This is a genomic window from Streptomyces lincolnensis, from assembly GCF_021173675.1.
GTDB classification, from domain to species: Bacteria; Actinomycetota; Actinomycetes; order Streptomycetales; family Streptomycetaceae; genus Streptomyces; species Streptomyces lincolnensis_B.
On the sequence record NZ_JAIHON010000004.1, the window covers coordinates 295,722 to 318,267 of the forward strand.

Here is a 22,546-nt window from a genome sequence, read left to right on the forward strand (position 1 = left end):
CTCTTCCTGAATTCAGGAGTTCATGTACTCTCGTGATTGTGCTGACTGCTGCCTCCGACATCGACGTCCTGGCCCGGTTCGGTCGCGCTCTCGCCGACCCCATCCGCTGCCGCGTCCTGCTTGCCCTGCGCGAGGCCCCGGCCTACCCCGCCGACCTCGCCGACGCGCTCGGCGTCTCCCGTACCCGGCTGTCGAACCACCTCGCCTGCCTGCGTGACTGCGGCCTCGTCGTCACCGTCCCCGACGGCCGCCGCACCCGCTACGAACTGGCCGACCCGCGCCTGGGTCGCGCGCTGGACGACCTGCGCGGCGTAGTCCTGGCCGTCGAGGCCGACCGGACCTGCGCGGACGCCGACGAGCAGGGGTGCTGCGGATGACCGCGATATCCCTCGGGCCGAGCCCGGCCCGCCACGACGCGCTCGCCCGCCGGATACGCCTGCTCGTCACGGCGACCATCACCTACAACGTGATCGAGGCGATCGTCGCCCTCACCGCCGGCACCCTCGCCTCCTCCACGGCCCTGGTCGGCTTCGGCCTGGACTCGGTCATCGAGGTGTCCTCGGCCGCCGCGGTCGCCTGGCAGTTCTCCGCCCGGGAGCATGCCGTACGCGAGGCGAGGGAGAAGACCACTCTGCGGATCATCGCGCTGTCGTTCTTCGTGCTCGCCGCCTACGTGACGGTTGACGCCGTACGCGCCCTGACCGGCACCGGCGAGGCCGAACGCTCCCTGCCCGGGATCGTGCTCGCGGGCCTCTCCCTCGCGGTGATGCCGTTCCTGTCCGCCGCCCAGCGCCGCGCGGGTCGTGAACTGGGCTCCGCCAGTGCGGTCGCCGACTCGAAGCAGACTCTGCTGTGCACCTACCTCTCGGCCGTACTCCTGGTCGGGCTGGTCCTCAACGCCACCCTCGGCTGGTCCTGGGCCGACCCCGTCGCCGCGCTCGCCATCGCCGCCGTCGCCGTCAAGGAGGGCCGCGACGCCTGGCAGGGCAAGGGCTGTTGCGTGGCCCCTGCGCAGGCCCCGGTCGCCGGCGCCGGGGGAGGCGATGCGTGCGGCTGCCGCAGCGGCTGCGACTGCTGCGGCTGATCATCGGTCGAGCACGGGCGTCGATCGCGGTGCACGGCGAAGCCCCAGAACGCCGGACACCCGCGGCCGCTGCCGGGTAGCGTCGGAAACCTTGGCTCCTCTTGTACTTCCTCGCGTTGCCCGTGCTGGGACGGTGCTGGGATGACGTCGCGTTTTCGCAGGTCACAGGCTTGTGGCAGAGTTCCGGTTCAATGTGTAGCGGGTGGCATAGCACGGCGACCTTGATCTAGCAAACATGCAGGTCAGAGGGGGTCCGATCCTTCGGGATTGGGCCCCCTTTTCGTTCCCGTGCTGACTTGGTGCTGACCTGTGGGCACCCCTGATCACCCCTCGGAACCTGCTCCGTGCTGACTTGGTGCTGACTCTCCGGTGCGCGGTTCTGACGCACGAGGCGCTGCCAAGGTTGCCCGCTACCCGCCAGTGCAAAGTGTGAGCCTCGCGGGTGTGGAATGCGCTTGCTTTCGAACGCGCGTCCGTTTTGGATAACTGGAAGCACTTGTTCCGAACCGGGGGGTTCTCTGTGGCTGCACGTCGTCTGTCCGTTTCCCGTGTCCTCGCGCTGCCGGCGAAGGGGGAACCGCAGAGAAGAACGGCCCTCGCGAGCTGGGGCATGCTCGCAACCGCTCTCGTCTATGGCGGGTCGCTCGCGGTGGTGCAGTCAGGCGGCGACACAGGGGCCGCGCAGCGCACGGAGGCGGGCCGCAGCGCCCCCGACGCGGGGGCCGGGGAGAGCGAGGCGAGCCCGGCTGAAACGGCTCCGGACGACTATGTGCCGACCTTCTTCGACGGCAGGGGCGGCATCGCCGGGGTGGAGTTCACCGCCGCGCAGCGTGAGGCCATCATCCGCGAGGCACTGAGTCGAGGGCTGACCCTCAAAGAGGCCCGTGAACTCGCCTACGGCGAGGAGCAAGGTGAGGACGACGCGCGGACGTACGTAGTTGCGGGTGGGGACGTGTACCGGCAGGTCGCGCCAGCGGAGGAGGTTTCGTACGACGAAGCTTCCAGCAAGAGCGGCAAGGCGGATGCCCCGGAGGCTGGTAGCCGAGAAGCTCCGAGCGACAACGGCAAGGCCAACAAGGAGAGGGGCAACAAGCCCGGTGCGAAGGAGGGCAAGGGGGACGGCAAGGCTACGGGGAAGGCCGACAACGAGGAGGACAAGGGGCTTGTCGACGTGCTCGGCGACACCGTCAAGGACGTTGTGCCGGACCCGATCGAGGATGTGGTCGAGTCCCTCCCTGACGAGCTGACCCCGTTCCGCACCTTCATGGCCGACATCAGCCAGCCGGGCACGGCTCCCGTCTTTGAGGTGCAGGAGATCGACACGGACGGAGAGAAGGGCGCCGATGCGTTCTACGTCGAGGCGACCGCCCAGGTGTCGGAGTCTGTGTCCGTCACGGCGCAGGTCGTGACGCCTATTGAGGGGGCGCCCGATGCCCACCCGTGCGTCGTCGCCATCACGCTGACCGATCCGGCGACAAGCGAAGTCCTCGCCGCCCCAGAACCGGTGGTCGTGGACGACCCGCAGGCAGTCTCTCAGGCCGCGATCGGGGCCGTGGTCGACACGGTGATCGAGACAGTCGCAAGCGACAGCTCCTCAGCCGAGAATGATGCAGCGGCGGACGAGGTGGCCGACAGCGCAGAGGAGATTCTCGAAACGCTGCCGAGCGCCGAGGAGCCCCAAAGGACCGAAGAGGAATTCGCCTTGGCGCGCTAAGCTGAATTCGCAGGCCATGACGGGTGGATGAGCCTTTCCCGACAATGGGTCGGGAAAAGCTCAACTCAGTCGAGAGTACGATGACTTGACAGTCTATCGCCTGTCGGGAGTTGATCGCCGTGACAACGTACCTGGTCGGTTCGCGAGCAAGTAATCTGGCAAAAGCCCAGGTTCGGGAATACCTTGCTCCGCTGCGCGAGCGATTTCCGGGAGTCACGTTTACACATCGAGTGATTCTTGAAGGTGGCGATAAGGACCGCAAGTCTCGGCTCTCCGCCGTCTCGGCAGTCAGCGGGGGCAGCGCATTCAGCTCCGAACAGGAAGCGTCGCTGAGCAGGGGGGACGTGGATGTCGTGATCCACTCCTTGAAAGACCTGCCAACCGCGAACCCGCCCGGCCTGACCCTTCTCCCACCGCCCGGCCGTGAGGATGTGAGGGACGCGCTATGCGGGTCCACGCTCTCCGGCCTGCGAAAGGGTGCTCGTGTTGGAACCGGTGCCGCTCGGCGAATTGCTCAGCTTCTTGCGGTCCGCCCAGACCTCGAAATTGTTCCGATCCGAGGGAATGTGCCGCCCCGACTCAAGAAGATCGAGACGATGGGCCTCGACGCCGTGGTCCTGGCCGCCGCAGGGCTTCGCCGCCTAGGGCTCGACCACGCGATCGGTGAACTTCTGCCCCTCGACCTCTTCCCGCCTTCGCCCGGACAGGGCGCCCTCGGTATTCAGGTGCGGGAAGGTAGCGGCGAACTGGCCGAGATTCTCTCCAGGGTGGGGGACACGGCTGTCGCCGCGCAGGTGAGGGCAGAACGGGCTTTGCTCGCCGAACTGCACGGCGGGTGCAGTGTGCCTGTGGGCGCGTACGGAGAGACCGGCCCGGACGGGTCCCTGTCGCTCTTTGCTCAGGTCACGTCGCTCGACGGGGCCCGGCGGGTAGCGGGCTCCCTCTCGGGATCGGCGGATGAACCAGAGAAGCTCGGCGCAGCCCTGGCCGAGGAACTGATCGACCAGGGCGCGCACACCATCCTCGACGAGATTCGGGAGCGAACTGCGGTCAGTCGTTGAGGTAGCGGGCGATGTCCAGTGCCGCGTACGTGATGCTGGCTTCCGCCCCGGCCCGTTTCAGCATGGTGAAGAGTTCCACCAGGCGGCGCACGTCCCGCTTGCCCGTCTCGGAGTCCACGTGCGAGAGCGTCGTGTACTCGCCCGAGACCGAGAACGGGAAGAGGGGTGCCAACGTCCGCTGCTTCAGTCCCGTGAGCACGTCGGCACTGAACAGAGCGGGCTCCAGAAGGAGCATGTCGGCGCCGTCTCCGACGAGTTGAAGCGATGTGTCGATGAACTGCTCGGGCTTGCCGGGGCTGATCTGGAACTCCCGGTCGACGCCCGCCTTGGGGGTGGCGCCCATGGTGAGCCTGAAGCCGTCGTAGAGGCTGCTCCAGAAGATGACGTGCGGCATGATCGAGACACTCTCGTGCCCCGTCTCGTTCAGCGCCCTACGGGCGCCCTTCGTCGTGCCGAGCACCATGGAGGCTGGACCCACGATGTCGGCTCCCGCCGCCGCGTGCGTGACGGCCTGCCGGGAGGTCACGTCGATCGTGGCGTCGATGTCCGGGCGCCCGTTCCGGTCGGTCACGTAGCAGTGCCCGGTGTCGGTGTAGGAGCACAGACAGGTCTCCGTCATGACGGCGATCTCCGGCTCGGCCTCCTTGGCTGCCCGGACTGCGCGGGCCATGAGTGCGTCCGGGACGGTGGAGAACTCCCCGGCGTTGTCGCGCTCGGTGGACTCGGCGAAGACCTTCACCGATCGGATACCGAGCTTCCGGGCCTGGCGCATCACGCTTGGGATCTGGCCGACTGTGAGGGTCGGCATGGGGCGGTCCGCCTCTTCCTCGGTGACCAGTAAGACCATGGACACGTCGGCCGGGGTGAGCGCCTGGCCTTCGAGGAAGTTGCGAACAGCTCGACGGCTGCGGAGCGGGCTTGTGGCCCCATGGCTCCGAGCCGGTCGTGCGGTGGTGACGCTCATCAGTCCCTCGTTTCGTCGGTTGGGTGGCGCAATGGGCCCGCCGGCAGGCACGGGGAGTATGCGGATTGGTGCCTGCCGACGGGGTCTGTGCAGGGCGAGGTGCTCGGCGCTACACCAGCCCCTGGCGCTTGAGGTCCGCGAGCTTGGCTGCGGCCTCCTCCGCTACGTCCGTGCCGACCTGGCGCGCGGCCGGGGGGAGGCCCACGTCCTGGGCGAGCCCAACCCCGGCGCCCACCGCGCCGATCAGGTCGAACAGCTCGTCGTCTTCTTCATCTTGGGTCGGCAAGGCGTGCCTCTTCTGGTGGTTGGACACAACCCCGCCCCTGCCGCGACCTTGAGGTCTTGGGGGAGCCTCCAGTTCGGACGGCAGGGACGGGGGCTGAAGGCCGCTCAGGACGCGGCTGCTCTCTGATCGGGCTGTTGGCCCAGCGCACGAATCTGTCGCACGGACAGCAGGGCGCCGGGGATGCGGTGTCGCACGGCGGGCTCCTGCTCGGGGGGAGCCGACAGTTCGTTCTGCCGGCGGACGGCTCGCTCTCGCATGGCCCAGTGGAGTTGTTCGAGCCTGAAGACGCACTGGTGGCAGGCGAGAAGGCGGAAGACGTAGTCAGCGGACTGGATTTCGCCGATCTCGGCCACTGGGAGGTCGGTCCCGTCGCACTTGAAGCAGTTCCCGCGCTGCCACTCGAACCGGCTCCACAGCTCTCTTGGCTTCAGTCCCATTCCGGTTCCTCCTCCGCTTCCGGCTCCTCCGTGAGGTGGGGCAGGGGGCTTCCGCCAACGAGGGGCACGAAGCGCACCGGACGGGCGTGCCAGACGAAGGCGTACGGCCCGGCAGTCAGGGGGAGCGTGAACTCTTCGCCGTCCTTCAGGGCCCTGGTGGGTTCGCGCCATCCGTCAGACAGCCAGTCCCAGACGTGGCCGACCAACGGCGCCTCGATGGCCGAGGCAATGACGCGCATCTGGATGCGAGCCCAGCGGATCGCACGGTCCGGCGTGGGCATGGGGGCGACCGCGAGCGTCTTGCCGTCCCTCTGGCGCCATTCGCACCAGAACCCCGCCACCGGGACTACAGGCTCCGGTACGGCGATGGTGCACCACGTGCGGGTGCCATCCGGACTCGTACCCCAGTCCTCGGCGAGGGCCTCGACGATCAGCATGCCCCGGCCGCTCTCCTCGTCGGCGCTCGGCTTTCTGACCTCCGGGCGACCGGGGGCTCCGTCGCCCACCTCGATACGAACCTCGCCCTTCCAGTACGAAACGGAGAAGCAGATGTCCTCTGCCTCGCCGTAACGGACGGCGTTGGTCACCAACTCGCTGACGAGCAACTTCGCCGTGTCGGCACAGGAGCTGACGCTCCACAGCCGGAGATGGGCCGCCGTGATCCGGCGCAACTGCCGTACTCGTTGCGGTGCCCGGTCACATGAGACGACGAAGCGAACGGGTTGGTCCATGTCACTCCCCGGACCGCGTACTTGCGGAACCCTTCCCTGCGGCGGAACAGCTCTGGCTATGCCATCGGAAGGGCTCCGTAACTTCCCGCACACTGCCTCGGGAGCTGCTGCACTCTGCAAGGCAAGAGTCATCGCTGTCCTCCGCAGGTCACGGGCAGGAAGGTTGCTCTCGGCGGCACACTGGAATGAGTCCGCCGGCTCCCCTTGGTTGCTCGGGTTCGCTCATGAACGTAGAGCAGGCGTAGCCCAAGTCCCAAGCAGATTGCGCCAGTTTGCAGCAAGTCATTTGACGGGGTCGAACGCCCTCGCGACCATCAATGTGTCGCGCAAACCGGCGCAAGCAAGCGGACGGGAGAGCAACCATGCAGCTAACGTTCCTGGGGAAGAACTCCACCCCTGGTGACAGCCCTACCCTGTACGCCAGTGACCAGGACAGCTACGTCATCCAAGGCTGGAAGGTGTACGCGAACGAACTGCTCATGAAGCTCGACGTGCCGGAGGGCCAGACCATCATCGAGGTGCCGACCGAGCTGTTCGAGCACCTGACGAAGGACGGCCAACAGACCGGCGAGATCAAGAAGTTCAGCGAACCGATCATGCTCGTCACCGAACAGGGAACGGTCGTCCTGCAAGGCCCGGAGATGCACGACGAGGAAGCCCTGGGTCAGATGCGCATGCCCGACTATGAGACCTGCATCGAGGTTCCCAAGTCCTCGATCACGGCCCTGCTGGAGGAAGACAGTGGACCTGATCACCCCCGCTCAACGTGACGAGCTGTTCAACGAGTTCGAACGGGACGCCTTCCACCTGGAGTTGAGGGACGACTACGGATCGCCCATCGAAGACACTCCGTATGTCCGCTGGAAGCGGGGCGAGCCTGACGACTACGCCTGGCTCGACGACTGGAAGACGTTGATCAAGCAGGTCACGGGCGAAGGCAAGACCGTACGTCGTGTTCGTGTCATCACCGAGCCGCACAGCGAGTACGTCACTTGGGAGCACTCGCTCACGCACCTCAACATCGAGATCGGCGAGGACATCCGCTGGCTGCCGCGTCACCTGTTGCCCGACGACATCACCTTCCCCTTGCAGGGGAATGACTGGTGGCTGTACGACGATCGACTCCTCGCCGTAGGCCACTTCGACCCCGAGGGCAGGGTGCTCGGGTCCGAGATCGTCGAGACCCCCGACGCGGTGGCCGAGTGCATCCGCCTGCGCGACTTCCTTTGGTCCGTCGCCATCCCACACGCCGAGTACAAGCCCTGACCCAACAGTGAGCAGCCAAGCACAAGAGGCACGAGAGGCGCTGGGTGCCCGGCTCCGCGGATTCCGCAAGGACGCGGGATTCGCGAGCGGTCGGGCATTCGCGCGCGTCACCGGGTGGCAGGAGTCCAAGGTCTCCCGGATCGAGAACGGCAAGCAGAATCCCAGCGAAGACGACATCCGCGTCTGGTGCCGGAAGACCGACAAGCTGAGTCAGCTACCGGACTTGATCGCCACCGTGCGCCACATCGACGAGCTGTGGCTTGAGTGGCGCCGGCACTTCAAGGACGGGGCGGAACAACGGCAGCGCAAGGCCCTGCCGGTCTACGAGAAGACCAGGGTCTTCCGGATCTGGCACCCGACGCTGGTGTGGGGAACGCTCCAGACGGCGGCGTATGCGGCGGAGACCTTCAGGCAGGTTGTTGACTTCTTCGAGATCCCTGACGACGCGGAGGCAGCCACGGCCAAGCGGCTGGAGCGCCAGCAGTACCTATACCAAGGCGACCGGCTCTTTGACGTAGTGCTTGGCGAGCAGGCGCTCTACACCAATTTCGGAGGTCCGGAGGTGATGAGGGGGCAACTCGACCGTCTGTTGGCGGTGATGCGGAACCCCCGGTTGGTACTGGGCATAGTCCCCAGATCCGCCAACATCGCGATCTGGCCCGGCAATTCGTTCTCGATGTTCGATGACAGGCTCGTCCTCGTCGAGACCTACTCTGCGGAGTTCTCGGTCACGCAGCCGCGCGAGATCGAGCTGTACGCCAAGGCGTTCGCCCTCTTGCGGCAGTCCGCTGTTCACGGCACCGCAGTGCGCGACCTCATCTTCGAGGCGATTCACCACTTCGATCAGCTACCGAGCGACTAGGAGAAACAGCATGAAACCCGCGGAACCCAAGTGGCGTACCAGCTCTTACACGGGCACTGAGAACTGTGTCGAAGTGGCCGACAACGACCCGAGGAGGATCATGGTCCGGGACACGAAGGACCGCGACGGCGGAACACTGGCCTTCCCGCCGTCGTCCTGGACGCCCTTCGTAGGATTCGCGGCCGGGGTCAGGCTGCCGGAGTAAGGGCGACGAGCAGGGGCCCCGCAGCGTTTGTCCAGTCCCGCCCGGCTTCAACAGCGTCTCTGCCGGCGGAAGTGATGCTGTCGTGGACCGGGGCGAGGAAGGCCGCGCGGAAGTGCGCCTGAGCGTCCCGGTCCATGGGGCTCGCGGAGACGGCCTCGACGACCTTCTCGTTCAGGACCGCAGCCGCCTCGCCGAAGTCACTGCCAGTCCACTCGTCCGCATGCTCGGCGACCAGCGCCCACGTCATCTTGAACGTCATGGTCTCAGCTTAACGCCCGAACATGCGTAAGGACCCCTCCGAAAAGGGGTCCAACTTTACACGCGCGCCGAGGTCACACCGGCTTGTTCACCAGGACGGACAGGACTTTGATCACCCGCTTCAGGGTTCCGGCACTGTACGCCGCGAGGTCGGACAGAACCTTGATCTGTGCCGCCGTCTCCTCGTCGGTCGGCGCGGGCAGCGCCAGGTAAGCGAGGCTCAGGTCGATTCGCTGGTCGAGGTAGCTGATCGCGAGCGTGGCCTCAGCGTGCAGGCTGTCGAGCGCCAACTCGTCCTGATGTTGGGCAACTTCAGCTTCGGTGAACGGGCGGGCGGTGACCGCCCCGTCCGCTTGGCGTTCGTAGAAGGTCAGGGTTGCGTCGTCCCAGAACTCGAAGTCCTCGGGGCCCATGCCAGCGGGGGCCTCCACGGTGGGGACGGGCTCCTCGGGCAGGGGTTCGCTCACGCTGCGGTCTCCAATTCGTCGTAACTGTCGATGTAGTCAGTGCCGTTGAGGTGGGCGGCAAGCTTGCCGACCGCGCGTTCAAGGCGGTAGCGGATGGCCCGGTCGGTGACCGCTTCGCGGGCCGCGATCCGCTGGTCCTCCCAGTCGAGCGCGAAGTGCATGAACAGGGTTCGCCGTTCGGCCAGGGAGAGCGGAGCCGTCTTCCAGCCCCGCCGGATGTCGGCGAGGTGGGCGAACAAGGTCCCCGCGGCCTTTTTGTCGACGGTCCCCTTCGGCATGTCCGCGTCCGGGGCCGTGGGGTTGCGGATGCCGTAGGCGGCTTCCACGTCCCACACGGCCGGAAGCAGGTGCTCGACGAGGCGCCGGTCGTACCCGCTCACACACGCCCCTTCTCGGCCGCGTCGCAGGCCGCCTCGTAGGACGTGTGACGGATGCGGTGCTTGGCCTCGGTCTTCACCCGGTCGATCAGGTCGAGGACGAGGCGGTGATAGAGGACGCCGAGCCCGAGGTTCGGGTCGGCCAGGCACTCGTTCACCATCGCGGGCTTCGTCGCCAGGATGATCAACGCCTCTTGCCGGGCGTCCTCGTACTCCATCGTGAGCGTGTCCTCGTACCCGTCCGCGATGCGGCGGGCAGCGCGGCCCGCGAGGGCCACCACCTCGGGCAGGCCGAGGACCCGCCAGTCGGCGTGGGTTGTCACCGGACCACTTCCTTGACCGGTACTTCGCCGCCCTTCGTGACCATGACCATCAGGCCGGGCGCCCCGCGCGTGCCCTTCAGATGGCGCCACCACGTCGACTCGGACTCCATCGCCGGCACCTGTATGAAGGTGCGCGGGCCGTCCGTGTCGATGAACTCGTGGTGCAGGTGACCGGCGAGAAGCAGGTCCGCCGTGTGCATGGCGCTCGTCTTGTCGAACGCCTGGCCCCGCCACCATTCGAAGTGCCTGCCCGGCCGCCACTGGTGCCCGTGGGCATGCGCGACGACCGTTCCGGAACACTCGACGACGACCGTCAGTTCGTCCGTGTCGGGGACGTACACCTCGACGTGCTCGTACTCCTCGCCCGCCAGGGTCAGGGCCTCGCCGACCGAGATCAGGGCGTCCGTGTCGTGGCTGTCGTCGTAGCGGGTCACGCCCTTGCCGTTCACGCGGACGGCCTCGCCGTGGTTGCCGGGTACGGCCACGACCGTCAGCCGGGCCACCAGCGGGGCCAGGCGGAGGATCGCGTACGCCATCAGGCGCCGGGTCAAACGGATCTGCTCGGTAAGCGTGAGCTGGGTCCGGGCCACGTTCGAACCGCCCTGCGAGACGTAGCCTTCGATGTGATCGCCGAGCCACGCGAGGTGGACGTGCTCGATCTTGTACCGCCACCGGTACTGGGACAGCAGCTCGGCGGACTTGTCGATGCAGGCCATCGCCCGCCGCAGAGTGCCTTCGTAGCCGTCGCCATCGACCTTGCCGAACTGCATGTCGCCCAGGGCGATTACGTACGTCCACTCGCCGTCAGCGGGCTCGGCCTGGCGGGGCGCGGGGGTGTGCTCGTCGAAGACCCGGAGCAGCTCGTCGACACTCGGCCGCTCGAAATCCGCCGGCACCTTGCGGCGGCCGAAGGAGAAGCGGGCCGAGACGCCCGGCTCGCCGTTCGGCATGGTCCACTCGGAGGACCGGAAGCCGGTCACCTCCCACTCGGCGGGGTCGAGCTGGTGGGCGCGGAGTACGTCGGCCGCAGACGACTCGGGGTCGATGCTCTCGGGGCCGCGCACGGTCACCTCGGCCGCGTCGCCCGAGACCTCGATCTGGCGGGTGAAGTCCCGCTCGGGGTCGGCCTGGCGGCCGGGAACGGCCGGGGCGGTCGGCGTCTGGAGAAGGTCGTTCAGCAATTCAGACTGGGTCAAACTTTACACTCCATCACGAAGAGATCGGCGGTACGTACGGATCGTGGAGGCGGACACGCTGTGTCCGTGCTTGCGGAGGACGAGGGCCAGGCGCTCGGCCGAGGAGCCGTCGAGGAGACGCAGGACGACCGTCTCCCGTACGTCTGGCTCCAGCTCCTCGTAGATGCGCTTCAGGGTCGGGCCAGGGCTGCCCGGCAGAGCCTCGCTCACGGCCGCCTCCGGTCGATCTGCTCGACGGCCGCGACCGTGAGCGACGCTAGGCGGACGAGGCCCTCGCGGATGTCCTCGACCGTGCGCCCGCCGAAGGCGGAGAAGGCGACCTGCACGGCCAGGCCGTCAACGCCGAACGTTCCGGCGTCCTGGCGGGCTTCGTTGATCGAGTCCCAGTCCTCGGCCCGCCTGCGGTAGGTCTCCGCCCCGCGCGAGGGGAGGTGGCCGCCGACCAAGGCAGAGGGAAGGTCGCCGACCTCGCGGGCCTCCGCGCCCACCTCGGCGAGGACGGCCGAAAAGGGGTCGGTCTTCCGTGCCGGCGCCTTTCGCGGGGCAGTCCTCTTGGCGGTCGTCTCGGTCACTGGCTGTCCTCCTTGATCAGGTTGAGAAGCGGCTGAGCGCCTCCCTGCATGTAGGTGTCCGTCACGTCTCCGTCGCGCAGGCGCACGCCCTTGGCCGACCGAAGGGCCCGGCAGATTCGGGCAGTGAACTCTGCGCCCGCGTCGTCCGGGTCACCCCAGACGCGCACTCGGTTGAACCCGGCGAGCATCCGCCTGTGTCTGCCCTGCCAGAGGGCGGCGCCGGGGATGGCGACTGCGTGAAGGCCGAGCTTCCGCAGGATGATCCGGTCGAGTTCGCCCTCGGTCACGTCGATCGTGTCCCCGGCCTGGTGCACGTCGCCCACGCCGTACATGCGGGGCGGGTCGTCCTTGATCGTGTTGTACTTGCCGTGGAAGTGGGCCCTGTGGTCGTGGTCTTCGAGGCAGCGGAAGCGGACCGTCAGGGGCGCGTCAGCGCGGTCGAGGTACGGGATTGCGAGCATTCCACGGAAGCGCTCATGGCCGGGGAACGGGTGGTCACCGACGACGCCAAGCCGGTGTGTAGCCGCCTCCTCGCGACCGATTCCCCGGTCGAGCAGGTACCGAGCGACGCCCGGCGTAAGAGCTGCCTGGTACGCGCTCACCGCCTCCTCCAGCATCTCGCGTTGCGAAGGCGAGAGAGGCTGCAAGGGCTCGTGCTCCGACAAAATCGATCTCTTTCTCGTTGACGGTCTTCTCGTAGTTGATGATCAGTTCGTAGCTGTCCCCCGCCTTCTGGCAGGAGTGGCACTTCCAGACCTGCCGGTCGAGGTTGTAGGAGAAGGAGGGGTCGTTGTCCTCGTGCAGCGGACAGCGGGCCATCCCGATGGACCGATGCGCGTTGTACTCGACGCCGTAGTGATCCATGGCCGCTTCGAGCGTGGGCTTCTCGTCCTGGTCCCGGTGGTCGTTGTCGATCCGGCGGAACCTCACGGCACCCGCCTACCGAGAAACCACCCCTTGTGGTCGTCGTAGCCGAGGGACTCCAGCCCGGCGGAACCGGCCGTCTCGTGATCGAAGCGGCCCAACTCCTCGACCAGGCGCTCGTACTCGGCGGCCTCTTCGTAGGTGAGGGCGCTCACTCGGCCGTCTCCAGCCCGAAGTACGCCTCGACCGTGGTCAGGACGAACGCCTTCCGCCAGTTCTTCCCCCGGCGCTTCACGATGGCGATCGACTCCACGCGGTCCGGGGCGATGCCGCGATGCTTGGCGAAGTTGATCCGCTCGCGCTCGGCCTCGTCGAGGAACGGGCCCGGCTCGAACTTCGCGTTCTTCGCCTCGATGATGGTGAAGAGGCCGCCGTCCTCGCGCACCGCGAGATCGCCCTCGTCCTCTGGGCCGGTCAGCCGCAGCCGCTCGACATCCTCACCAGCAGAGCGGAGCCCTGCCATGAGTTCGATCTCCCAGTCGGCGCCTCGGCGCTTGTTGGCCTTGTTGCGCTTGGCGATCGGGTCCAAACTTTACACCTACCTCTACTTCATCAGGGCGTCGGTCGGGGACCAGGGCCTTGCGGGCGTGGCCGCCGGCACCGGGCGTTCGAGCTTCGAGAAGCGCGTCACCTCGGGATGGCAGCGCATCGACGCGTACCGCCTGGCCGTGGGGTCGCAGGGGCCCATGCGCTGTTTGATCACGGCGACCCGGTACTCGTGCGAAGTCGGATCGAGTGCGACCGACAGTGACAGCTCCGGCTTCTCTGACAAGCCGCCCTTTACCTGGTCGCGGGACGGCGGCGCCCACGGGTCCGACTTCGCCTCCCAGCTCTTGTCGCTCGCGTGGTGAAGAACGATCACGGTCGCGCCGGTCGCGCGGGCAAGCTCCGTGAGGCCACTCATCACCGCCATTTGCTCGGTGTAGTCGGACTCGGCGCCCTCGAAGTCCATGAGGTTGTCGAACACCATCACGGCCGGATAGGCGTCCCACAGTTCGACGTACGCCTCCAACTCCTCGTCAACGGTCTTCCAGTTGATCGGCGAACCGAAGGAGAAGGTGACGTTCAAAGGGGTCAGGGCGGCGAGGTACTCCTCGCGGTGCCGTCCGCCGGCACCCATGCCAGCCTCGACCATCTCGGTCGTGTCGCCGGTCTGCATGGATGCGAGCCGGGACGACGCGGTGAAGGCCGACATGTCCGCCGAGAAGTACAGGGTCGGCAGATTCATGGAGGCCACCCAGAACAACGCGAAGCCCGACTTCTGCGTCCCACTTCTGCCCGCGATCATGATGACCTCGCCGTGACGCGGTCGGCACCCCATGCCGTACAGGGCGTCGAACGCCTCGATCCTCGGCAGCTCCTTGCCGGACTCGGCGTGAAGCGCGAGAGACCTAGCGGGGGTCAGCACGTACGGGCTCCTCTCTGTAGATGGCACCGCGGATTCCCGCAGCGCGGATCGGGGTTGTGCAGGGGCACGGGTCCTCCAGACCCGCGAGGCGGGGGCCAGCCGAGCGACCGGCCCCCAGCTCCTCGCGTACGGTCACTCGTCGAAGGACGGGGCGTCGGCGACGGCGGCCTGAACGGCGGCCTCGCGGGCCTGCGCGTACTCGATGACGGCCTGGCGGACACTGGCGTCGTTCACCGGACGCCAGACCCAGGCGGGGTGGGCCCCCGGCCGCTTCGGCGGAACCTGGTCCAGCTTGACGATCGTGGCGTTGCCGACGACCTTCTCCAGGTCGCGGGCGAGAAGGGTCTGTTCGATCCGCATCCCCCTGTTGATCTCGGGGGAGTGGGCGGCCAGGGCCTCGGCGCTCTTGAAGACCGTCACGTCGCAGAGCGCGGAGTCCTTCGGGCCGTTCGGGGTGGGGCGCTGCGCCTCGTAGGAGTTGACCTCGATCAGGAACGCCACCGCGTCCTTTACATCAGCGGGCTTGAACCAGCCGCCGCCAGCGGTGGGGATCTCGACGAAGTTCAGGGTCACTCGGTTTCTCCTTCGGTTTGGGTGTCATTGCGGTAGTAGGGGGTCGGCTCGGAGAGGCGCGGGGTGATGACGGAGCCCAGCGCGGAGACGACCAGGACAAGGGCGAGGATCACGGCGGGCACGGCGTCACCCGTTCTTCAGGGCCCGACCGCGAGCCTTGTAGGCCGTCATCACGGCGGGGTCGGAGAACATCGCCTGGTTCGCCGCCCACAGCTTTTGCAGGTCGGCGATGCTGGCCTGCTTCTCGATCTCGCCGAGAATCCAGGCAGACGCGTTGCCGCTGGGCTGCTCGGGCTTCGCGGCCGAGGCGGTCGCCCATGGGTCATCCGCCGGAGCCTGGGTGGGAGTCTCCGAGATGATCCGGGCGTCGAGGATCGAGGCGACGTTGCCCTTGCCGTGTGCGAGGTTCGTCGCGTTCACAACGAGGTCACTCACTGAAAGGCCGGTCTCATCTTTACACTCGAACCCGAAGTAGTCGCAGATCAGTTCGCGGACCTGCCGAACAGAGCCACGGAAGACCGCCCAGGTGTCCTCGTAGCCCTTGCCGTACTTGATGGTGACGCCGATCGAGCCGTCCGCGTAGGACGTCACGAGTTCCGCCTGATCTGCTTTCACTCTCTCTCCCTCTCTCTTGGTCCAAACTTAACACCTGTACCGGGGTTATGCAGCATTCGTTTGCGTGACGCCGCTCACCCACGGGAGCATCGCCCCCTTGAGGGCGCGAGTCGCACGGATCTCCAGCGCCAGGCGCGCGGCGGCCCAACCGATCTCCAGGTCGACCCAGTGAAGCGTGCACTGGCCCGAGCCCGCAGGCAGGTTGATGATGATGCCCCACTTCTGGGACACCCCAGGTAGAGGTGCATACGCCACCGCGGCCTCTTCCGCCGGCACCTCGCGCTTCTTCCATGCCGCGAACGCCTTCTTGTCGGCCACGTCCACGGGGAAGCGGGTGTAGTCGTAGACCTCGCCGCGCGAGTACACGGCAAGCTGCATCGCCATCTTCAGGCGCCCGTACTTCGTCGCGCCCGTCTTCAGGTCCCCGATGAACAGGCCCTCGATGTGATTCCCGTCCGGGTCGGGCCCGGAGTATTCGAGGGTGCGGTCGAACGTGCCACCTGTGCGCAGCTCAGGTACGACGACGAACCTCTCCACCGCACGGACAGTGAAGGCGCTGGTCTCCGTCAGGTACGCGGCCATGTCGAGCTGGTCGCGCACGGATGTTCCTGCGGGAAGCGGTTCACCACGGTCGACGTACTCCGACAGCGTGTGCAGGTGGGTGCCCTTCTCCCGCTTTACGTTGGCTCCGGCGATGTCCTGCGCCTGGTCGGCAAGTTGGTTCAGCCTGCGTTTGTCGGCCGGGTCCTCCGGGTCGAGCTGTCGCACCACGTCGAGGAGGCCGGGGCGCCTGGCGGCGCCGATGAGGGTGTTACGCGACTTCCAGTCGGACAGCGCGCTTTTGTCCTCGATGCAGTCGATGAAGGTCGTCGTACGGGTCAGGGGGACGGGCTTGCCTCCCTCCTTCGGTACGACGAGGGGGCGGTCCCATCCGTCGCGGGGGACGGTCGGTTCGGGCGTCAGGTCGACAATGTTCAAGCGATGGTCTCCGTGTCGTTGTCAGTCTCGAAGGGGTCTTCAGGGTCGATCGGCACCAGCCAGAAGCGGACCGAATCGTCGTCGAGAAGCTCGGGTTCGGCTTCGTCCTCGTCCAGCGGCTCCAGTCCGAAGAGTCGGAGCAAGGTCAGGGCCCTTCGCATGCAGGCAGGCGGAGTGTCAGGCCGGACGATCAGGGCGCAGTCCCAGTCGGCGGGGTCTCCCGCGAGGGACATACCAGTTGGTAGGGCAATCTTGCTACCTGCCAGTACGTGTTCGTCGGTGCCGCACTTGCTGAGTGCGTACAGGTCAGGCAGTCCAGGTTCATGCGGTACGTCCTCCTTGTCGCGGACGTACAGGCACTTCGTGCCGCAGCCAGGCAGCGACTTCACACCCTCAGCCCGCATCATCCCCATCATCGGCATAGTGGGCCCCCCTGGTGTAAACATTGCACTTACGGGGACCTTTTTACGTGGGCCCCTCACACGTGTCAACCGATTGTGTCCGCGTGCTCACCCGTCGGACACCCAAGTGGAAGCGCTCTCTCCACCGGACGTTCACACTATCCAGCCGCAGGTCAGGGGCCTATGCGACTTCAGGATGAGAAAACCCCCCGTCAAGTCAGACGGGGGGCGGATTCGAACGGGAATCGAACAAGGGCAAGCTAGTCACGGGCCTGGTTGCCGGTCTTGGTCTCGGGCTCGCGGATCAGGTCGGCGTCCTTCTCCTCGCGCGGGACATAGAAGAAGCCGTCCGGGGTCTCCTCGTCGTAGTGCACGACGAGGTTGTCCTCTTTGAGGAAGGCCTTCCAGTTCGTCAGCTTCCTCGCGTCGTCGGGGCTGAGTGTGCGCCCGGCTCGTAGTCGAGCCTCGGCGCGAAGCATCATCACCGGGTATAGGTGTCGATGCTCCTCGTTCACCTTCCAGGGGATCAGGGCATCGTCGCGGAGATTGCGCCGGTCAAGGCCCTTCCGCCGGCGGAACGCGGCCCACATCGGGATCGTGGTCTCGATGTTGTAGTGCTCCAGGTAGTACGCCTGCATCCACTCGTAGGTCCGGCCTTCTTCGAACCAGCGCTTAACTTCTTCTTCGTCCTGGATCTTCCGGGCACCCATGTGTCCCTCATCTGTGACGGTCGCCTCAATTAGGTAGACGAGTACAACCCTGTAGCTGACGACGTAAAGGTTGACCCACAGTGCACCAACATGTCAAGCTGTGACCGGACGGCGGCGCCGTCCTCTCAAGTAAACACAAATGAACAGGTGACCCCGGCGGTGCTACCAACACCCCGGGGTCTGGCACCAGGAGCTAGCACTCCCAATGCAGATTCATCGTATCCCGACGCATGAGCGGGACTTCGTGATCATCGCCAATAAGGCGATCCAGGACCCGCGCATCTCTCACACGGCGCGCGGCATCCTCGCCCTTGTCCTGTCCCTGCCCAGCGGGGTCAAGGAGAACGTTCGCACACTCTCGGACAACTACCCGCAGGGCCGATCCGCGGTGGCTAAGGCCGTCAAGGAACTGCGCGAGTTCGGGTACTGGGTGACCAAGACCGCCCGCGACGAGGAGACGGCTCAGATCGTCTCGACCGTGGACGTGTACGAGCAGCCGAACTTGGCCTCCGCTCCGGTTCCCACCCGTCCGGTCACCGGCCGTGCGGCTACTCGCAAGGCGGGAACGTCCCCTTACGGGGAAAAGGGTCCTTCAAAGGACGGGGAAAAGAACCCTCCCTCCCCTCCGGCTGAGCCCGGCCGGGACGAGTCCGCGCCGAGTGGGGCCGACGAGAGGGAGGGCTCCAGCGAGAAGCAGGACCAGGACAACAGGCAGGCCGCCGAGGCTGCCCGCATCCTGCGCCGCTTCGCTGCGATCGACACCCGCCTGAAGCTGTCCGATCGGCAGGCGAACAAGCTTGTCCCGCAGGTCGCCGACTGGCTCGACCGTGGAGCCACCATCGCGGAGATCACCGATGCCGTGACCCAGGGCCTCCCGCCGAAGGTCTACTCCGCCGGACGCTTGATCGCCGACCGCCTCGACCGCAAGCGCCCGGACCGCAAGCGCAAGTGGAAGACGTACGCGGACTGCTCCGGCCGCTGCGGAGGACTCCTCCCCGCAGGCCAGGAGACGGGCATCTGCGCCGACTGCGCCCTCGGCACCACCACGTACTTCGAGATCGACTGCGCCTCTGGCGAGATCACCGAGGCCCCGGCCGTCCCTGCGGCAGAGCCACTGATCGGCGGCCCCAACGCCGACTGGCGTGCCGCCCGCGCCGCCCTGCGCGCCTGACGGCCCCCTCAACCTCACCCCGCACACCCTTGAAAGGCACAGCTATGCCCGCGCACTCCCGCCTGCCCTGGTACGCCTACGTCGTCGGCGGCCTGGTCCTCGTCGTCGCCTTGGCCATGTCTGCCCCCGGCGAGTACCAGCTCGCCCGCGCCGCCGGATGGGGTGACTGGGTCGCTGCCGGCATGCCGGTCTGTATGTCGGTCTACACCGCCTTCGCGGTCTGGTTCGTCGAGACTCGGCGCAAGGGAGAGAAGGGCCGGGGGACGGCTGTAGTCGGCGCCGTCCTGGCCCTGGCCATGACCCTTTCCGGGCAGGTCGTCGCCCACTGGATCTCGGCCGGGTACATGCAGTCGTCCATGGCGCTGACCGCCGCCGTCTCCTCGGTCCCCTCGATCGTCGTCGGACACGTCGCACACATGATCATCCGCGCTGCCCGCCGCGACGTGATCGAGGCCGCGCAGGTCGTCGAGCACCAGGACCAGGACGCCGAGCCGGTTCAGCCAACCCTCGACGGCACCGAGCCGCCGGTCGACGAGGTGGCCAAGCGCCGCGCCCGTCGCCGCCCTGGCCGCCCGACCCCCACCCTCGACGAGATCAAGGAGGCCGCGAAGACCCTGACCGCGCAGGGCCGCGAGGTCAACGGGCCCGCCCTGGCCCAAGTCATGGGCCGCTCCCGCCGCACCGGCACCCGCTACCTCGACAGGCTCAACGAGACCACCGCCTGACAACGACAACCCGCGCGCCCGCTCATGGGGGACAATCTCAACAGCGAGAGTCCCCCATGTGCGAGGTAGCGGAGGAATGGACGTAACGATCACCGTGCGCGTGTGCGACAGATGCAAGGACCGAGGCAAGCCCGCTACCCGCTACAGCCTCAAGCCCGATGGGGGCGAGTCCGTGACCCGCGACCTGTGCGACGAGGACGCGGCCCCAGTGCTCGCCGTCTTCGACCTGGCCGTCAGCGAAGACAGCGAGCCCGAGCCTGTTGTGACCGAGGCGAGGCCCCCGGCACAGAGGACGGCGTCAGCCAAGAAGACGACCGCCAAGAAGACGACTGCGAAGAAGACCACCACCGGGACGGCTGCCGAGGAGGTCGCGGCCAAACCCCGCAGGCGAGGCCGGACCCCGGTCAAGACCATCGCGGAGATCGAAGCATCGAAGAGGGCCGCCGCCGAGCAGTCCTGACACGCAGAAAGCGCCCCCCTGCGAGCCGGTGAAGGCCAACAGGGGGGCGCTTTGCTATCCGGCCTCGCCAGAGTCCGGGCGGTCGACGAGGCCAAGTGAGGTGGCTATCTGGACGATCAGCGCGACCTCGGGCTTGTCCGCGTATACGACGGCCGCGACGCTCACGATCACGCCCACGGCCGAGAGAACGGCCGCGACGCGCGAGCGGTAGCGAACGGGCAGGACGGACACGAGAAGAGACGCGGGGCGACGGTGCTTGCTCATCGGCGGCCCGCCTGCTTCTGGAGAGCGATGAAGCCCTGCGGCCCGATCTTCGGGTCGTGCAGGACGCTGCGGTACTTCGGGTTGCGGTCGTGGAAGCGGGCCACAGCGCGCTGAGTCTCCGGTCCGTACAGGTTGGTGTACGCCCCCTTGATCGGGCCGTAACCGGCCTTCACGAGAAGCTGCTGAAGCTCCTTGACCTGAGCGTGCCGGGTGCCCGGCTTCACCTTCGGGGACAGGGCCACGATCTTCGAGGCGGGCTTGGGCTCCGCCGGCTTCGAGGTGGAGGGCTTCTCCGCACTCTTCGGGGCGGGCATTCCGGCCTGCACCCAGGCGTATAGGTGGACGCCGGGGCAGGCGGTCGCGAAGCCGTCCTTGTGGCCCCGCTTCGCCAGGGTCCGGCCGGTCCGCTTGCACGCCTCGTCGTACAGCGCGCGGACGCTCGCGAGGGACTTGTCGCTCGGCTTCTGGTCACCACCGATCGCGACGTACACGCCGAACCCAGAGACGTTGTGGTTGGGGCAGTGGGCGCCCTGAAGGTTCCAGCCCCGGCCCTCGTAGATGGTCCCGGCCTGGTCGACCATGAAGTTGTAGCCGGTGCCGGCCCAGCCCTGGCCGACGTGGATCTTCTCGACCTCGCGCGGGACAGCAACGCCGGTCGAGTGGGCGGGGACACCGCCGTGGTAGTGGACGAAGAACTCGGTTCGCCGGGACAGCGGGACGGAGTCCGGGACACCGTTCCACGGCTTCGCGCCCCAGCTCTTACGGGAGACGATCGAGACAGACAGGGGACATACCTCCGGGCATGGCAAAGGCCCCGCACTCGGCGGGGCCCAGGGGACAGAAAGGGGGGTCAGTTGTCCCGAGGGACAGAGACAGAGATGTGGGAGTCGAGGCGCTCGGCGACGGCCAGGCGCTCGATGCGTTCGTGGGACAGCTCGGCGCGCAACTCGCGGATGTCCCGGCTGTGTTCGGCCTGGCCTTCGAGGACCCGATCGAGTCCCGCGATGACCCGGTCAAGGTCGTCTCGCAGGTTCGTCGCGTGGGTGTTGGAGACTTGCTCGCGGGCCTCCTGCGCGTGTTCGCGCACTTCGGCAAGGGCCGTCCCCTGCCGCCTCACCAGCTCGACGAGGACGCCGACCAGGGCCACCGTGACCGCTCCGCCGGCGGTGACGACCGCGGCTTGAACAGAGGGGTCAATATTCAACGGGACAGCTCCTCGACGAGGCGCTCCAGACGCTCGATCCGGTCGGCCTGGTCCTGCACAACGGGCAGGAGGGCGACCCCGAGAAGGTCGTAGCGCAGGGCGTCGATGCGTCCCTCTTCGTCGTAGGTGACGATCTCGGGAAGTGTCTCCGCGACCTCTTCGGCGATCAGGCCGAACTCGTCCCGCAGATAGTCGCCGCCCTCTTCCTTCGGGCGCCGGTCGTAGATGCGGGGACGTAGGGACAGAACTGCATCGGGGTCGATGTCGATGTCCCTGATGTTCTGCTTGAAGCGGCGGGACGAGGTGTTCCGCGCGAAGGTCCCGTCGCCCTGCACCCACACCGCGTAGTACGTCCCGGAGCCGGAGACGCTGTCGTTGTGCACACGCTTCGTCCCGTTGGCCCACGAGATGGTGTCCCCGGCCTCCAAGTAGGACGAGTGGGAGTGGGACGCCGGGGTGAAGGTCGACGGCTTCGACGTGATGCTCGACCACGAGTGGGAGTGGGACGAGGGGGCGAATGTCGCCGGGACGCCGGTCAGATCCGACCAGGCGTGGCCGTGCGCGCTTGGGGCGAAACTCGTCGGCTTGCCGGTGACCTGCGACCAGTCGTGCGTGTGCGCGGAAGGCGGCAGGGAGGACGGCCGGTCGGTGATGTCCGCCCACAGGTGCGTGTGCGCGGACGGGGCGAACGTCGTGGGCTTGCCGGAGAGGGTGGACCAGCTCACGTTGGAAATGAGCGGGGTCCAGGCCGTGTCGTTCCAGAACTCGAAGGCGCTCGTGTCGGCGTTGTAGCCGATCTGGCCCAGGCGCGGAGAGGAGGGGCGCGTGGTGGTGTTCCACACCAGGATGCGGGACCCGACGAAGGGGCGAGTCCTGGTGATGTCGGCCGACGTGATCGAGGTGACGCTCGCGTTCACCGTGACCTGCGCCAGGGCCAGTTCGTAGATGCCCGTGTCAGTCTGGGTCAGGGCGGGAGGGGTCGTCGAGCCTGCGGTGCCCGCCTTCACCGCGAGGACGATGCTGTTCAGCGACGGGTCCAGGCGGAGGACCACGCGGTCGACCCGGACCGAAGTGCCGGCGGCCGATATCGTCACGACCTCGGTCGCGGTGGACTGCACCACGTGGCCACGCACGATCGCGAGTCCCGCCGACACGTTGAGGTTCATGCCGGACGACGCGGTGACCGCGAAGCCCGACCCGCCGAAGCTCGCGACGACGCCAGAGTCCTGGAACTCGCGGAACATCTGGCTGTACTGCGTCTCGGTGACGACCTGGGCGTCAAAGGGGTAGGACGTGATTGCCAAAGAGGG

37 protein-coding genes are annotated in these 22,546 nt (G+C 67.1%); 11 read left to right on the forward strand and 26 right to left on the reverse strand.

Going from position 1 to position 22,546, the window contains the following annotated elements; translation table 11 throughout:
* Nucleotides 1–38 precede the first annotated feature (38 nt).
* The 4 genes from K4B79_RS12055 to hemC all read left to right on the forward strand — a co-directional run bounded on the left by K4B79_RS12055 (nt 39) and on the right by hemC (nt 3,859).
* Nucleotides 39–377, forward strand: a complete 339-nt coding sequence (locus K4B79_RS12055; protein ID WP_232026507.1) for an ArsR/SmtB family transcription factor — start codon at nt 39–41, stop codon at nt 375–377.
* Nucleotides 374–1,084, forward strand: a complete 711-nt coding sequence (locus K4B79_RS12060) for a cation transporter (RefSeq protein ID WP_232026508.1) — start codon at nt 374–376, stop codon at nt 1,082–1,084. The genes K4B79_RS12055 and K4B79_RS12060 overlap by 4 nt, the downstream gene beginning before the upstream one ends.
* A 610-nt stretch (nt 1,085–1,694) precedes the next feature.
* A complete protein-coding gene (locus K4B79_RS12065; RefSeq protein WP_232026509.1) occupies nt 1,695–2,798 on the forward strand; it encodes a hypothetical protein in 1,104 nt (367 codons plus the stop codon).
* Between the two features lie 119 nt (nt 2,799–2,917).
* On the forward strand, nt 2,918–3,859 hold the full coding sequence (gene hemC / locus K4B79_RS12070; RefSeq protein WP_232026510.1) for a hydroxymethylbilane synthase: 942 nt from the start codon (nt 2,918–2,920) through the stop codon (nt 3,857–3,859).
* On the opposite strand, the gene K4B79_RS12075 is transcribed toward hemC, so the two are convergent.
* The 4 genes from K4B79_RS12075 to K4B79_RS12090 all read right to left on the reverse strand — a co-directional run bounded on the left by K4B79_RS12075 (nt 3,849) and on the right by K4B79_RS12090 (nt 6,277).
* A complete protein-coding gene (locus tag K4B79_RS12075) occupies nt 3,849–4,712 on the reverse strand; it encodes a hypothetical protein (RefSeq protein WP_232026511.1) in 864 nt (287 codons plus the stop codon). The two genes, hemC and K4B79_RS12075, sit on opposite strands and share 11 nt — an antisense overlap.
* Before the next feature lie 220 nt (nt 4,713–4,932).
* The gene (locus K4B79_RS12080; protein ID WP_232026512.1) at nt 4,933–5,109 is read right to left on the reverse strand and encodes a hypothetical protein; all 177 of its coding nucleotides are present in this window, start codon (nt 5,107–5,109) and stop codon (nt 4,933–4,935) included.
* 104 nt (nt 5,110–5,213) lie between these two features.
* Nucleotides 5,214–5,546, reverse strand: a complete 333-nt coding sequence (locus tag K4B79_RS12085) for a hypothetical protein (protein ID WP_232026513.1) — start codon at nt 5,544–5,546, stop codon at nt 5,214–5,216.
* A complete protein-coding gene (locus K4B79_RS12090; RefSeq protein WP_232026514.1) occupies nt 5,537–6,277 on the reverse strand; it encodes an ATP-binding protein in 741 nt (246 codons plus the stop codon). Before K4B79_RS12090 ends, K4B79_RS12085 begins: the two co-directional genes overlap by 10 nt.
* 362 nt (nt 6,278–6,639) lie before the next feature.
* On the opposite strand from K4B79_RS12090, the gene K4B79_RS12095 reads away from it, so the two are divergent.
* From K4B79_RS12095 to K4B79_RS12110, 4 genes are read left to right on the forward strand one after another with little or no spacing between them, the layout of a single operon-like run.
* Complete coding sequence (locus K4B79_RS12095; RefSeq protein ID WP_232026515.1) at nt 6,640–7,047, forward strand: hypothetical protein; 408 nt, start codon at nt 6,640–6,642, stop codon at nt 7,045–7,047.
* On the forward strand, nt 7,019–7,543 hold the full coding sequence (locus K4B79_RS12100; protein ID WP_232026516.1) for a DUF6879 family protein: 525 nt from the start codon (nt 7,019–7,021) through the stop codon (nt 7,541–7,543). Before K4B79_RS12095 ends, K4B79_RS12100 begins: the two co-directional genes overlap by 29 nt.
* 7 nt (nt 7,544–7,550) lie before the next feature.
* The gene (locus tag K4B79_RS12105; protein WP_232026517.1) at nt 7,551–8,405 is read left to right on the forward strand and encodes a helix-turn-helix domain-containing protein; all 855 of its coding nucleotides are present in this window, start codon (nt 7,551–7,553) and stop codon (nt 8,403–8,405) included.
* Nucleotides 8,406–8,415: 10 nt separating this feature from the next.
* Nucleotides 8,416–8,610, forward strand: a complete 195-nt coding sequence (locus K4B79_RS12110) for a DUF397 domain-containing protein (RefSeq protein WP_232026518.1) — start codon at nt 8,416–8,418, stop codon at nt 8,608–8,610.
* On the opposite strand, the gene K4B79_RS12115 is transcribed toward K4B79_RS12110, so the two are convergent.
* The 18 genes from K4B79_RS12115 to K4B79_RS12195 form a co-directional block, all read right to left on the reverse strand.
* Complete coding sequence (locus K4B79_RS12115; protein ID WP_232026519.1) at nt 8,594–8,869, reverse strand: hypothetical protein; 276 nt, start codon at nt 8,867–8,869, stop codon at nt 8,594–8,596. The genes K4B79_RS12110 and K4B79_RS12115 overlap by 17 nt on opposite strands.
* Nucleotides 8,870–8,942: 73 nt before the next feature.
* Nucleotides 8,943–9,335, reverse strand: a complete 393-nt coding sequence (locus K4B79_RS12120; protein WP_232026520.1) for a hypothetical protein — start codon at nt 9,333–9,335, stop codon at nt 8,943–8,945.
* A complete protein-coding gene (locus tag K4B79_RS12125; protein ID WP_232026521.1) occupies nt 9,332–9,715 on the reverse strand; it encodes a hypothetical protein in 384 nt (127 codons plus the stop codon). The genes K4B79_RS12120 and K4B79_RS12125 overlap by 4 nt, the downstream gene beginning before the upstream one ends.
* Nucleotides 9,712–10,035 (reverse strand): hypothetical protein, encoded by a 324-nt coding sequence (locus K4B79_RS12130; protein WP_232026522.1) that lies wholly within the window; start codon nt 10,033–10,035, stop codon nt 9,712–9,714. The genes K4B79_RS12125 and K4B79_RS12130 overlap by 4 nt, the downstream gene beginning before the upstream one ends.
* Nucleotides 10,032–11,231 carry a hypothetical protein gene (locus K4B79_RS12135; RefSeq protein WP_232026523.1) on the reverse strand — a complete coding sequence of 400 codons (1,200 nt, stop codon included), beginning with the start codon at nt 11,229–11,231 and terminating at the stop codon, nt 10,032–10,034. Before K4B79_RS12135 ends, K4B79_RS12130 begins: the two co-directional genes overlap by 4 nt.
* Before the next feature lie 3 nt (nt 11,232–11,234).
* Nucleotides 11,235–11,441, reverse strand: coding sequence for a hypothetical protein (locus tag K4B79_RS12140; RefSeq protein WP_053196160.1), 207 nt, complete (start codon nt 11,439–11,441; stop codon nt 11,235–11,237).
* Nucleotides 11,438–11,803, reverse strand: a complete 366-nt coding sequence (locus K4B79_RS12145; RefSeq protein WP_232026524.1) for a hypothetical protein — start codon at nt 11,801–11,803, stop codon at nt 11,438–11,440. Before K4B79_RS12145 ends, K4B79_RS12140 begins: the two co-directional genes overlap by 4 nt.
* Nucleotides 11,800–12,405 carry a topoisomerase gene (locus K4B79_RS12150; RefSeq protein WP_232026525.1) on the reverse strand — a complete coding sequence of 202 codons (606 nt, stop codon included), beginning with the start codon at nt 12,403–12,405 and terminating at the stop codon, nt 11,800–11,802. Before K4B79_RS12150 ends, K4B79_RS12145 begins: the two co-directional genes overlap by 4 nt.
* Complete coding sequence (locus K4B79_RS12155) at nt 12,299–12,667, reverse strand: CHC2 zinc finger domain-containing protein (RefSeq protein WP_308280436.1); 369 nt, start codon at nt 12,665–12,667, stop codon at nt 12,299–12,301. The genes K4B79_RS12150 and K4B79_RS12155 overlap by 107 nt, the downstream gene beginning before the upstream one ends.
* 62 nt (nt 12,668–12,729) lie before the next feature.
* The gene (locus tag K4B79_RS12160) at nt 12,730–12,882 is read right to left on the reverse strand and encodes a hypothetical protein (protein WP_232026526.1); all 153 of its coding nucleotides are present in this window, start codon (nt 12,880–12,882) and stop codon (nt 12,730–12,732) included.
* On the reverse strand, nt 12,879–13,256 hold the full coding sequence (locus K4B79_RS12165) for a hypothetical protein (protein WP_232026527.1): 378 nt from the start codon (nt 13,254–13,256) through the stop codon (nt 12,879–12,881). The genes K4B79_RS12160 and K4B79_RS12165 overlap by 4 nt, the downstream gene beginning before the upstream one ends.
* A 15-nt stretch (nt 13,257–13,271) precedes the next feature.
* On the reverse strand, nt 13,272–14,135 hold the full coding sequence (locus K4B79_RS12170; RefSeq protein WP_232026528.1) for an AAA family ATPase: 864 nt from the start codon (nt 14,133–14,135) through the stop codon (nt 13,272–13,274).
* A gap of 132 nt (nt 14,136–14,267) precedes the next feature.
* Nucleotides 14,268–14,708: a hypothetical protein gene (locus K4B79_RS12175; RefSeq protein ID WP_232026529.1), complete on the reverse strand. Its 441-nt coding sequence runs from the start codon at nt 14,706–14,708 to the stop codon at nt 14,268–14,270.
* Nucleotides 14,705–14,830, reverse strand: a complete 126-nt coding sequence (locus K4B79_RS47720) for a hypothetical protein (protein ID WP_269463381.1) — start codon at nt 14,828–14,830, stop codon at nt 14,705–14,707. The genes K4B79_RS12175 and K4B79_RS47720 overlap by 4 nt, the downstream gene beginning before the upstream one ends.
* 4 nt (nt 14,831–14,834) lie before the next feature.
* Entirely contained in the window at nt 14,835–15,299 is a 465-nt protein-coding gene (locus tag K4B79_RS12180) for a hypothetical protein (protein ID WP_232026530.1), read from the reverse strand.
* 69 nt (nt 15,300–15,368) lie between these two features.
* Nucleotides 15,369–16,301 (reverse strand): hypothetical protein, encoded by a 933-nt coding sequence (locus tag K4B79_RS12185; protein WP_232026531.1) that lies wholly within the window; start codon nt 16,299–16,301, stop codon nt 15,369–15,371.
* A complete protein-coding gene (locus tag K4B79_RS12190; RefSeq protein ID WP_232026532.1) occupies nt 16,298–16,723 on the reverse strand; it encodes a hypothetical protein in 426 nt (141 codons plus the stop codon). The genes K4B79_RS12185 and K4B79_RS12190 overlap by 4 nt, the downstream gene beginning before the upstream one ends.
* A gap of 239 nt (nt 16,724–16,962) precedes the next feature.
* Nucleotides 16,963–17,412, reverse strand: coding sequence for a hypothetical protein (locus K4B79_RS12195; protein ID WP_232026533.1), 450 nt, complete (start codon nt 17,410–17,412; stop codon nt 16,963–16,965).
* Nucleotides 17,413–17,617: 205 nt separating this feature from the next.
* Between K4B79_RS12195 and K4B79_RS12200 the strand changes: the two genes are divergently transcribed.
* The 3 genes from K4B79_RS12200 to K4B79_RS12210 all read left to right on the forward strand — a co-directional run bounded on the left by K4B79_RS12200 (nt 17,618) and on the right by K4B79_RS12210 (nt 19,768).
* Nucleotides 17,618–18,583, forward strand: coding sequence for a helix-turn-helix domain-containing protein (locus tag K4B79_RS12200; RefSeq protein ID WP_232026534.1), 966 nt, complete (start codon nt 17,618–17,620; stop codon nt 18,581–18,583).
* A gap of 44 nt (nt 18,584–18,627) precedes the next feature.
* Entirely contained in the window at nt 18,628–19,308 is a 681-nt protein-coding gene (locus K4B79_RS12205; RefSeq protein ID WP_232026535.1) for a hypothetical protein, read from the forward strand.
* A gap of 172 nt (nt 19,309–19,480) precedes the next feature.
* Nucleotides 19,481–19,768 carry a hypothetical protein gene (locus tag K4B79_RS12210; protein ID WP_232026536.1) on the forward strand — a complete coding sequence of 96 codons (288 nt, stop codon included), beginning with the start codon at nt 19,481–19,483 and terminating at the stop codon, nt 19,766–19,768.
* Nucleotides 19,769–19,822: 54 nt separating this feature from the next.
* Here K4B79_RS12210 and K4B79_RS12215 read toward each other — a convergent pair whose 3' ends face one another.
* The 4 genes from K4B79_RS12215 to K4B79_RS12230 are packed head-to-tail and all read right to left on the reverse strand — an operon-like array spanning nt 19,823 to nt 22,540.
* A complete protein-coding gene (locus K4B79_RS12215) occupies nt 19,823–20,032 on the reverse strand; it encodes a DUF7439 family protein (RefSeq protein WP_232026537.1) in 210 nt (69 codons plus the stop codon).
* Nucleotides 20,029–20,841 carry a peptidoglycan recognition protein family protein gene (locus tag K4B79_RS12220; RefSeq protein WP_232026538.1) on the reverse strand — a complete coding sequence of 271 codons (813 nt, stop codon included), beginning with the start codon at nt 20,839–20,841 and terminating at the stop codon, nt 20,029–20,031. Before K4B79_RS12220 ends, K4B79_RS12215 begins: the two co-directional genes overlap by 4 nt.
* A gap of 41 nt (nt 20,842–20,882) precedes the next feature.
* Nucleotides 20,883–21,236, reverse strand: coding sequence for a DUF2746 domain-containing protein (locus K4B79_RS12225; RefSeq protein ID WP_232026539.1), 354 nt, complete (start codon nt 21,234–21,236; stop codon nt 20,883–20,885).
* Nucleotides 21,233–22,540, reverse strand: a complete 1,308-nt coding sequence (locus K4B79_RS12230; RefSeq protein WP_232026540.1) for a tail fiber domain-containing protein — start codon at nt 22,538–22,540, stop codon at nt 21,233–21,235. Before K4B79_RS12230 ends, K4B79_RS12225 begins: the two co-directional genes overlap by 4 nt.
* Between the last annotated feature and the right edge of the window lie 6 nt (nt 22,541–22,546).

What these genes read in the sequence shown, in the direction of transcription:
- K4B79_RS12060 (WP_232026508.1), top strand. Translation starts at nt 374, where the DNA reads ATGACCGCGATATCCCTCGGGCCGAGCCCGGCCCGCCACGACGCGCTC.
- K4B79_RS12065 (WP_232026509.1), top strand. Translation starts at nt 1,695, where the DNA reads ATGCTCGCAACCGCTCTCGTCTATGGCGGGTCGCTCGCGGTGGTGCAG.
- K4B79_RS12085 (WP_232026513.1), bottom strand. Translation starts at nt 5,546, where the DNA reads ATGGGACTGAAGCCAAGAGAGCTGTGGAGCCGGTTCGAGTGGCAGCGC.
- K4B79_RS12090 (WP_232026514.1), bottom strand. Translation starts at nt 6,277, where the DNA reads ATGGACCAACCCGTTCGCTTCGTCGTCTCATGTGACCGGGCACCGCAA.
- K4B79_RS12095 (WP_232026515.1), top strand. Translation starts at nt 6,640, where the DNA reads ATGCAGCTAACGTTCCTGGGGAAGAACTCCACCCCTGGTGACAGCCCT.
- K4B79_RS12110 (WP_232026518.1), top strand. Translation starts at nt 8,416, where the DNA reads ATGAAACCCGCGGAACCCAAGTGGCGTACCAGCTCTTACACGGGCACT.
- K4B79_RS12115 (WP_232026519.1), bottom strand. Translation starts at nt 8,869, where the DNA reads ATGACGTTCAAGATGACGTGGGCGCTGGTCGCCGAGCATGCGGACGAG.
- K4B79_RS12155 (WP_308280436.1), bottom strand. Translation starts at nt 12,667, where the DNA reads ATGGATCACTACGGCGTCGAGTACAACGCGCATCGGTCCATCGGGATG.
- K4B79_RS12190 (WP_232026532.1), bottom strand. Translation starts at nt 16,723, where the DNA reads ATGCCGATGATGGGGATGATGCGGGCTGAGGGTGTGAAGTCGCTGCCT.
- K4B79_RS12195 (WP_232026533.1), bottom strand. Translation starts at nt 17,412, where the DNA reads ATGGGTGCCCGGAAGATCCAGGACGAAGAAGAAGTTAAGCGCTGGTTC.
- K4B79_RS12200 (WP_232026534.1), top strand. Translation starts at nt 17,618, where the DNA reads ATGCAGATTCATCGTATCCCGACGCATGAGCGGGACTTCGTGATCATC.
- K4B79_RS12205 (WP_232026535.1), top strand. Translation starts at nt 18,628, where the DNA reads ATGCCCGCGCACTCCCGCCTGCCCTGGTACGCCTACGTCGTCGGCGGC.
- K4B79_RS12215 (WP_232026537.1), bottom strand. Translation starts at nt 20,032, where the DNA reads ATGAGCAAGCACCGTCGCCCCGCGTCTCTTCTCGTGTCCGTCCTGCCC.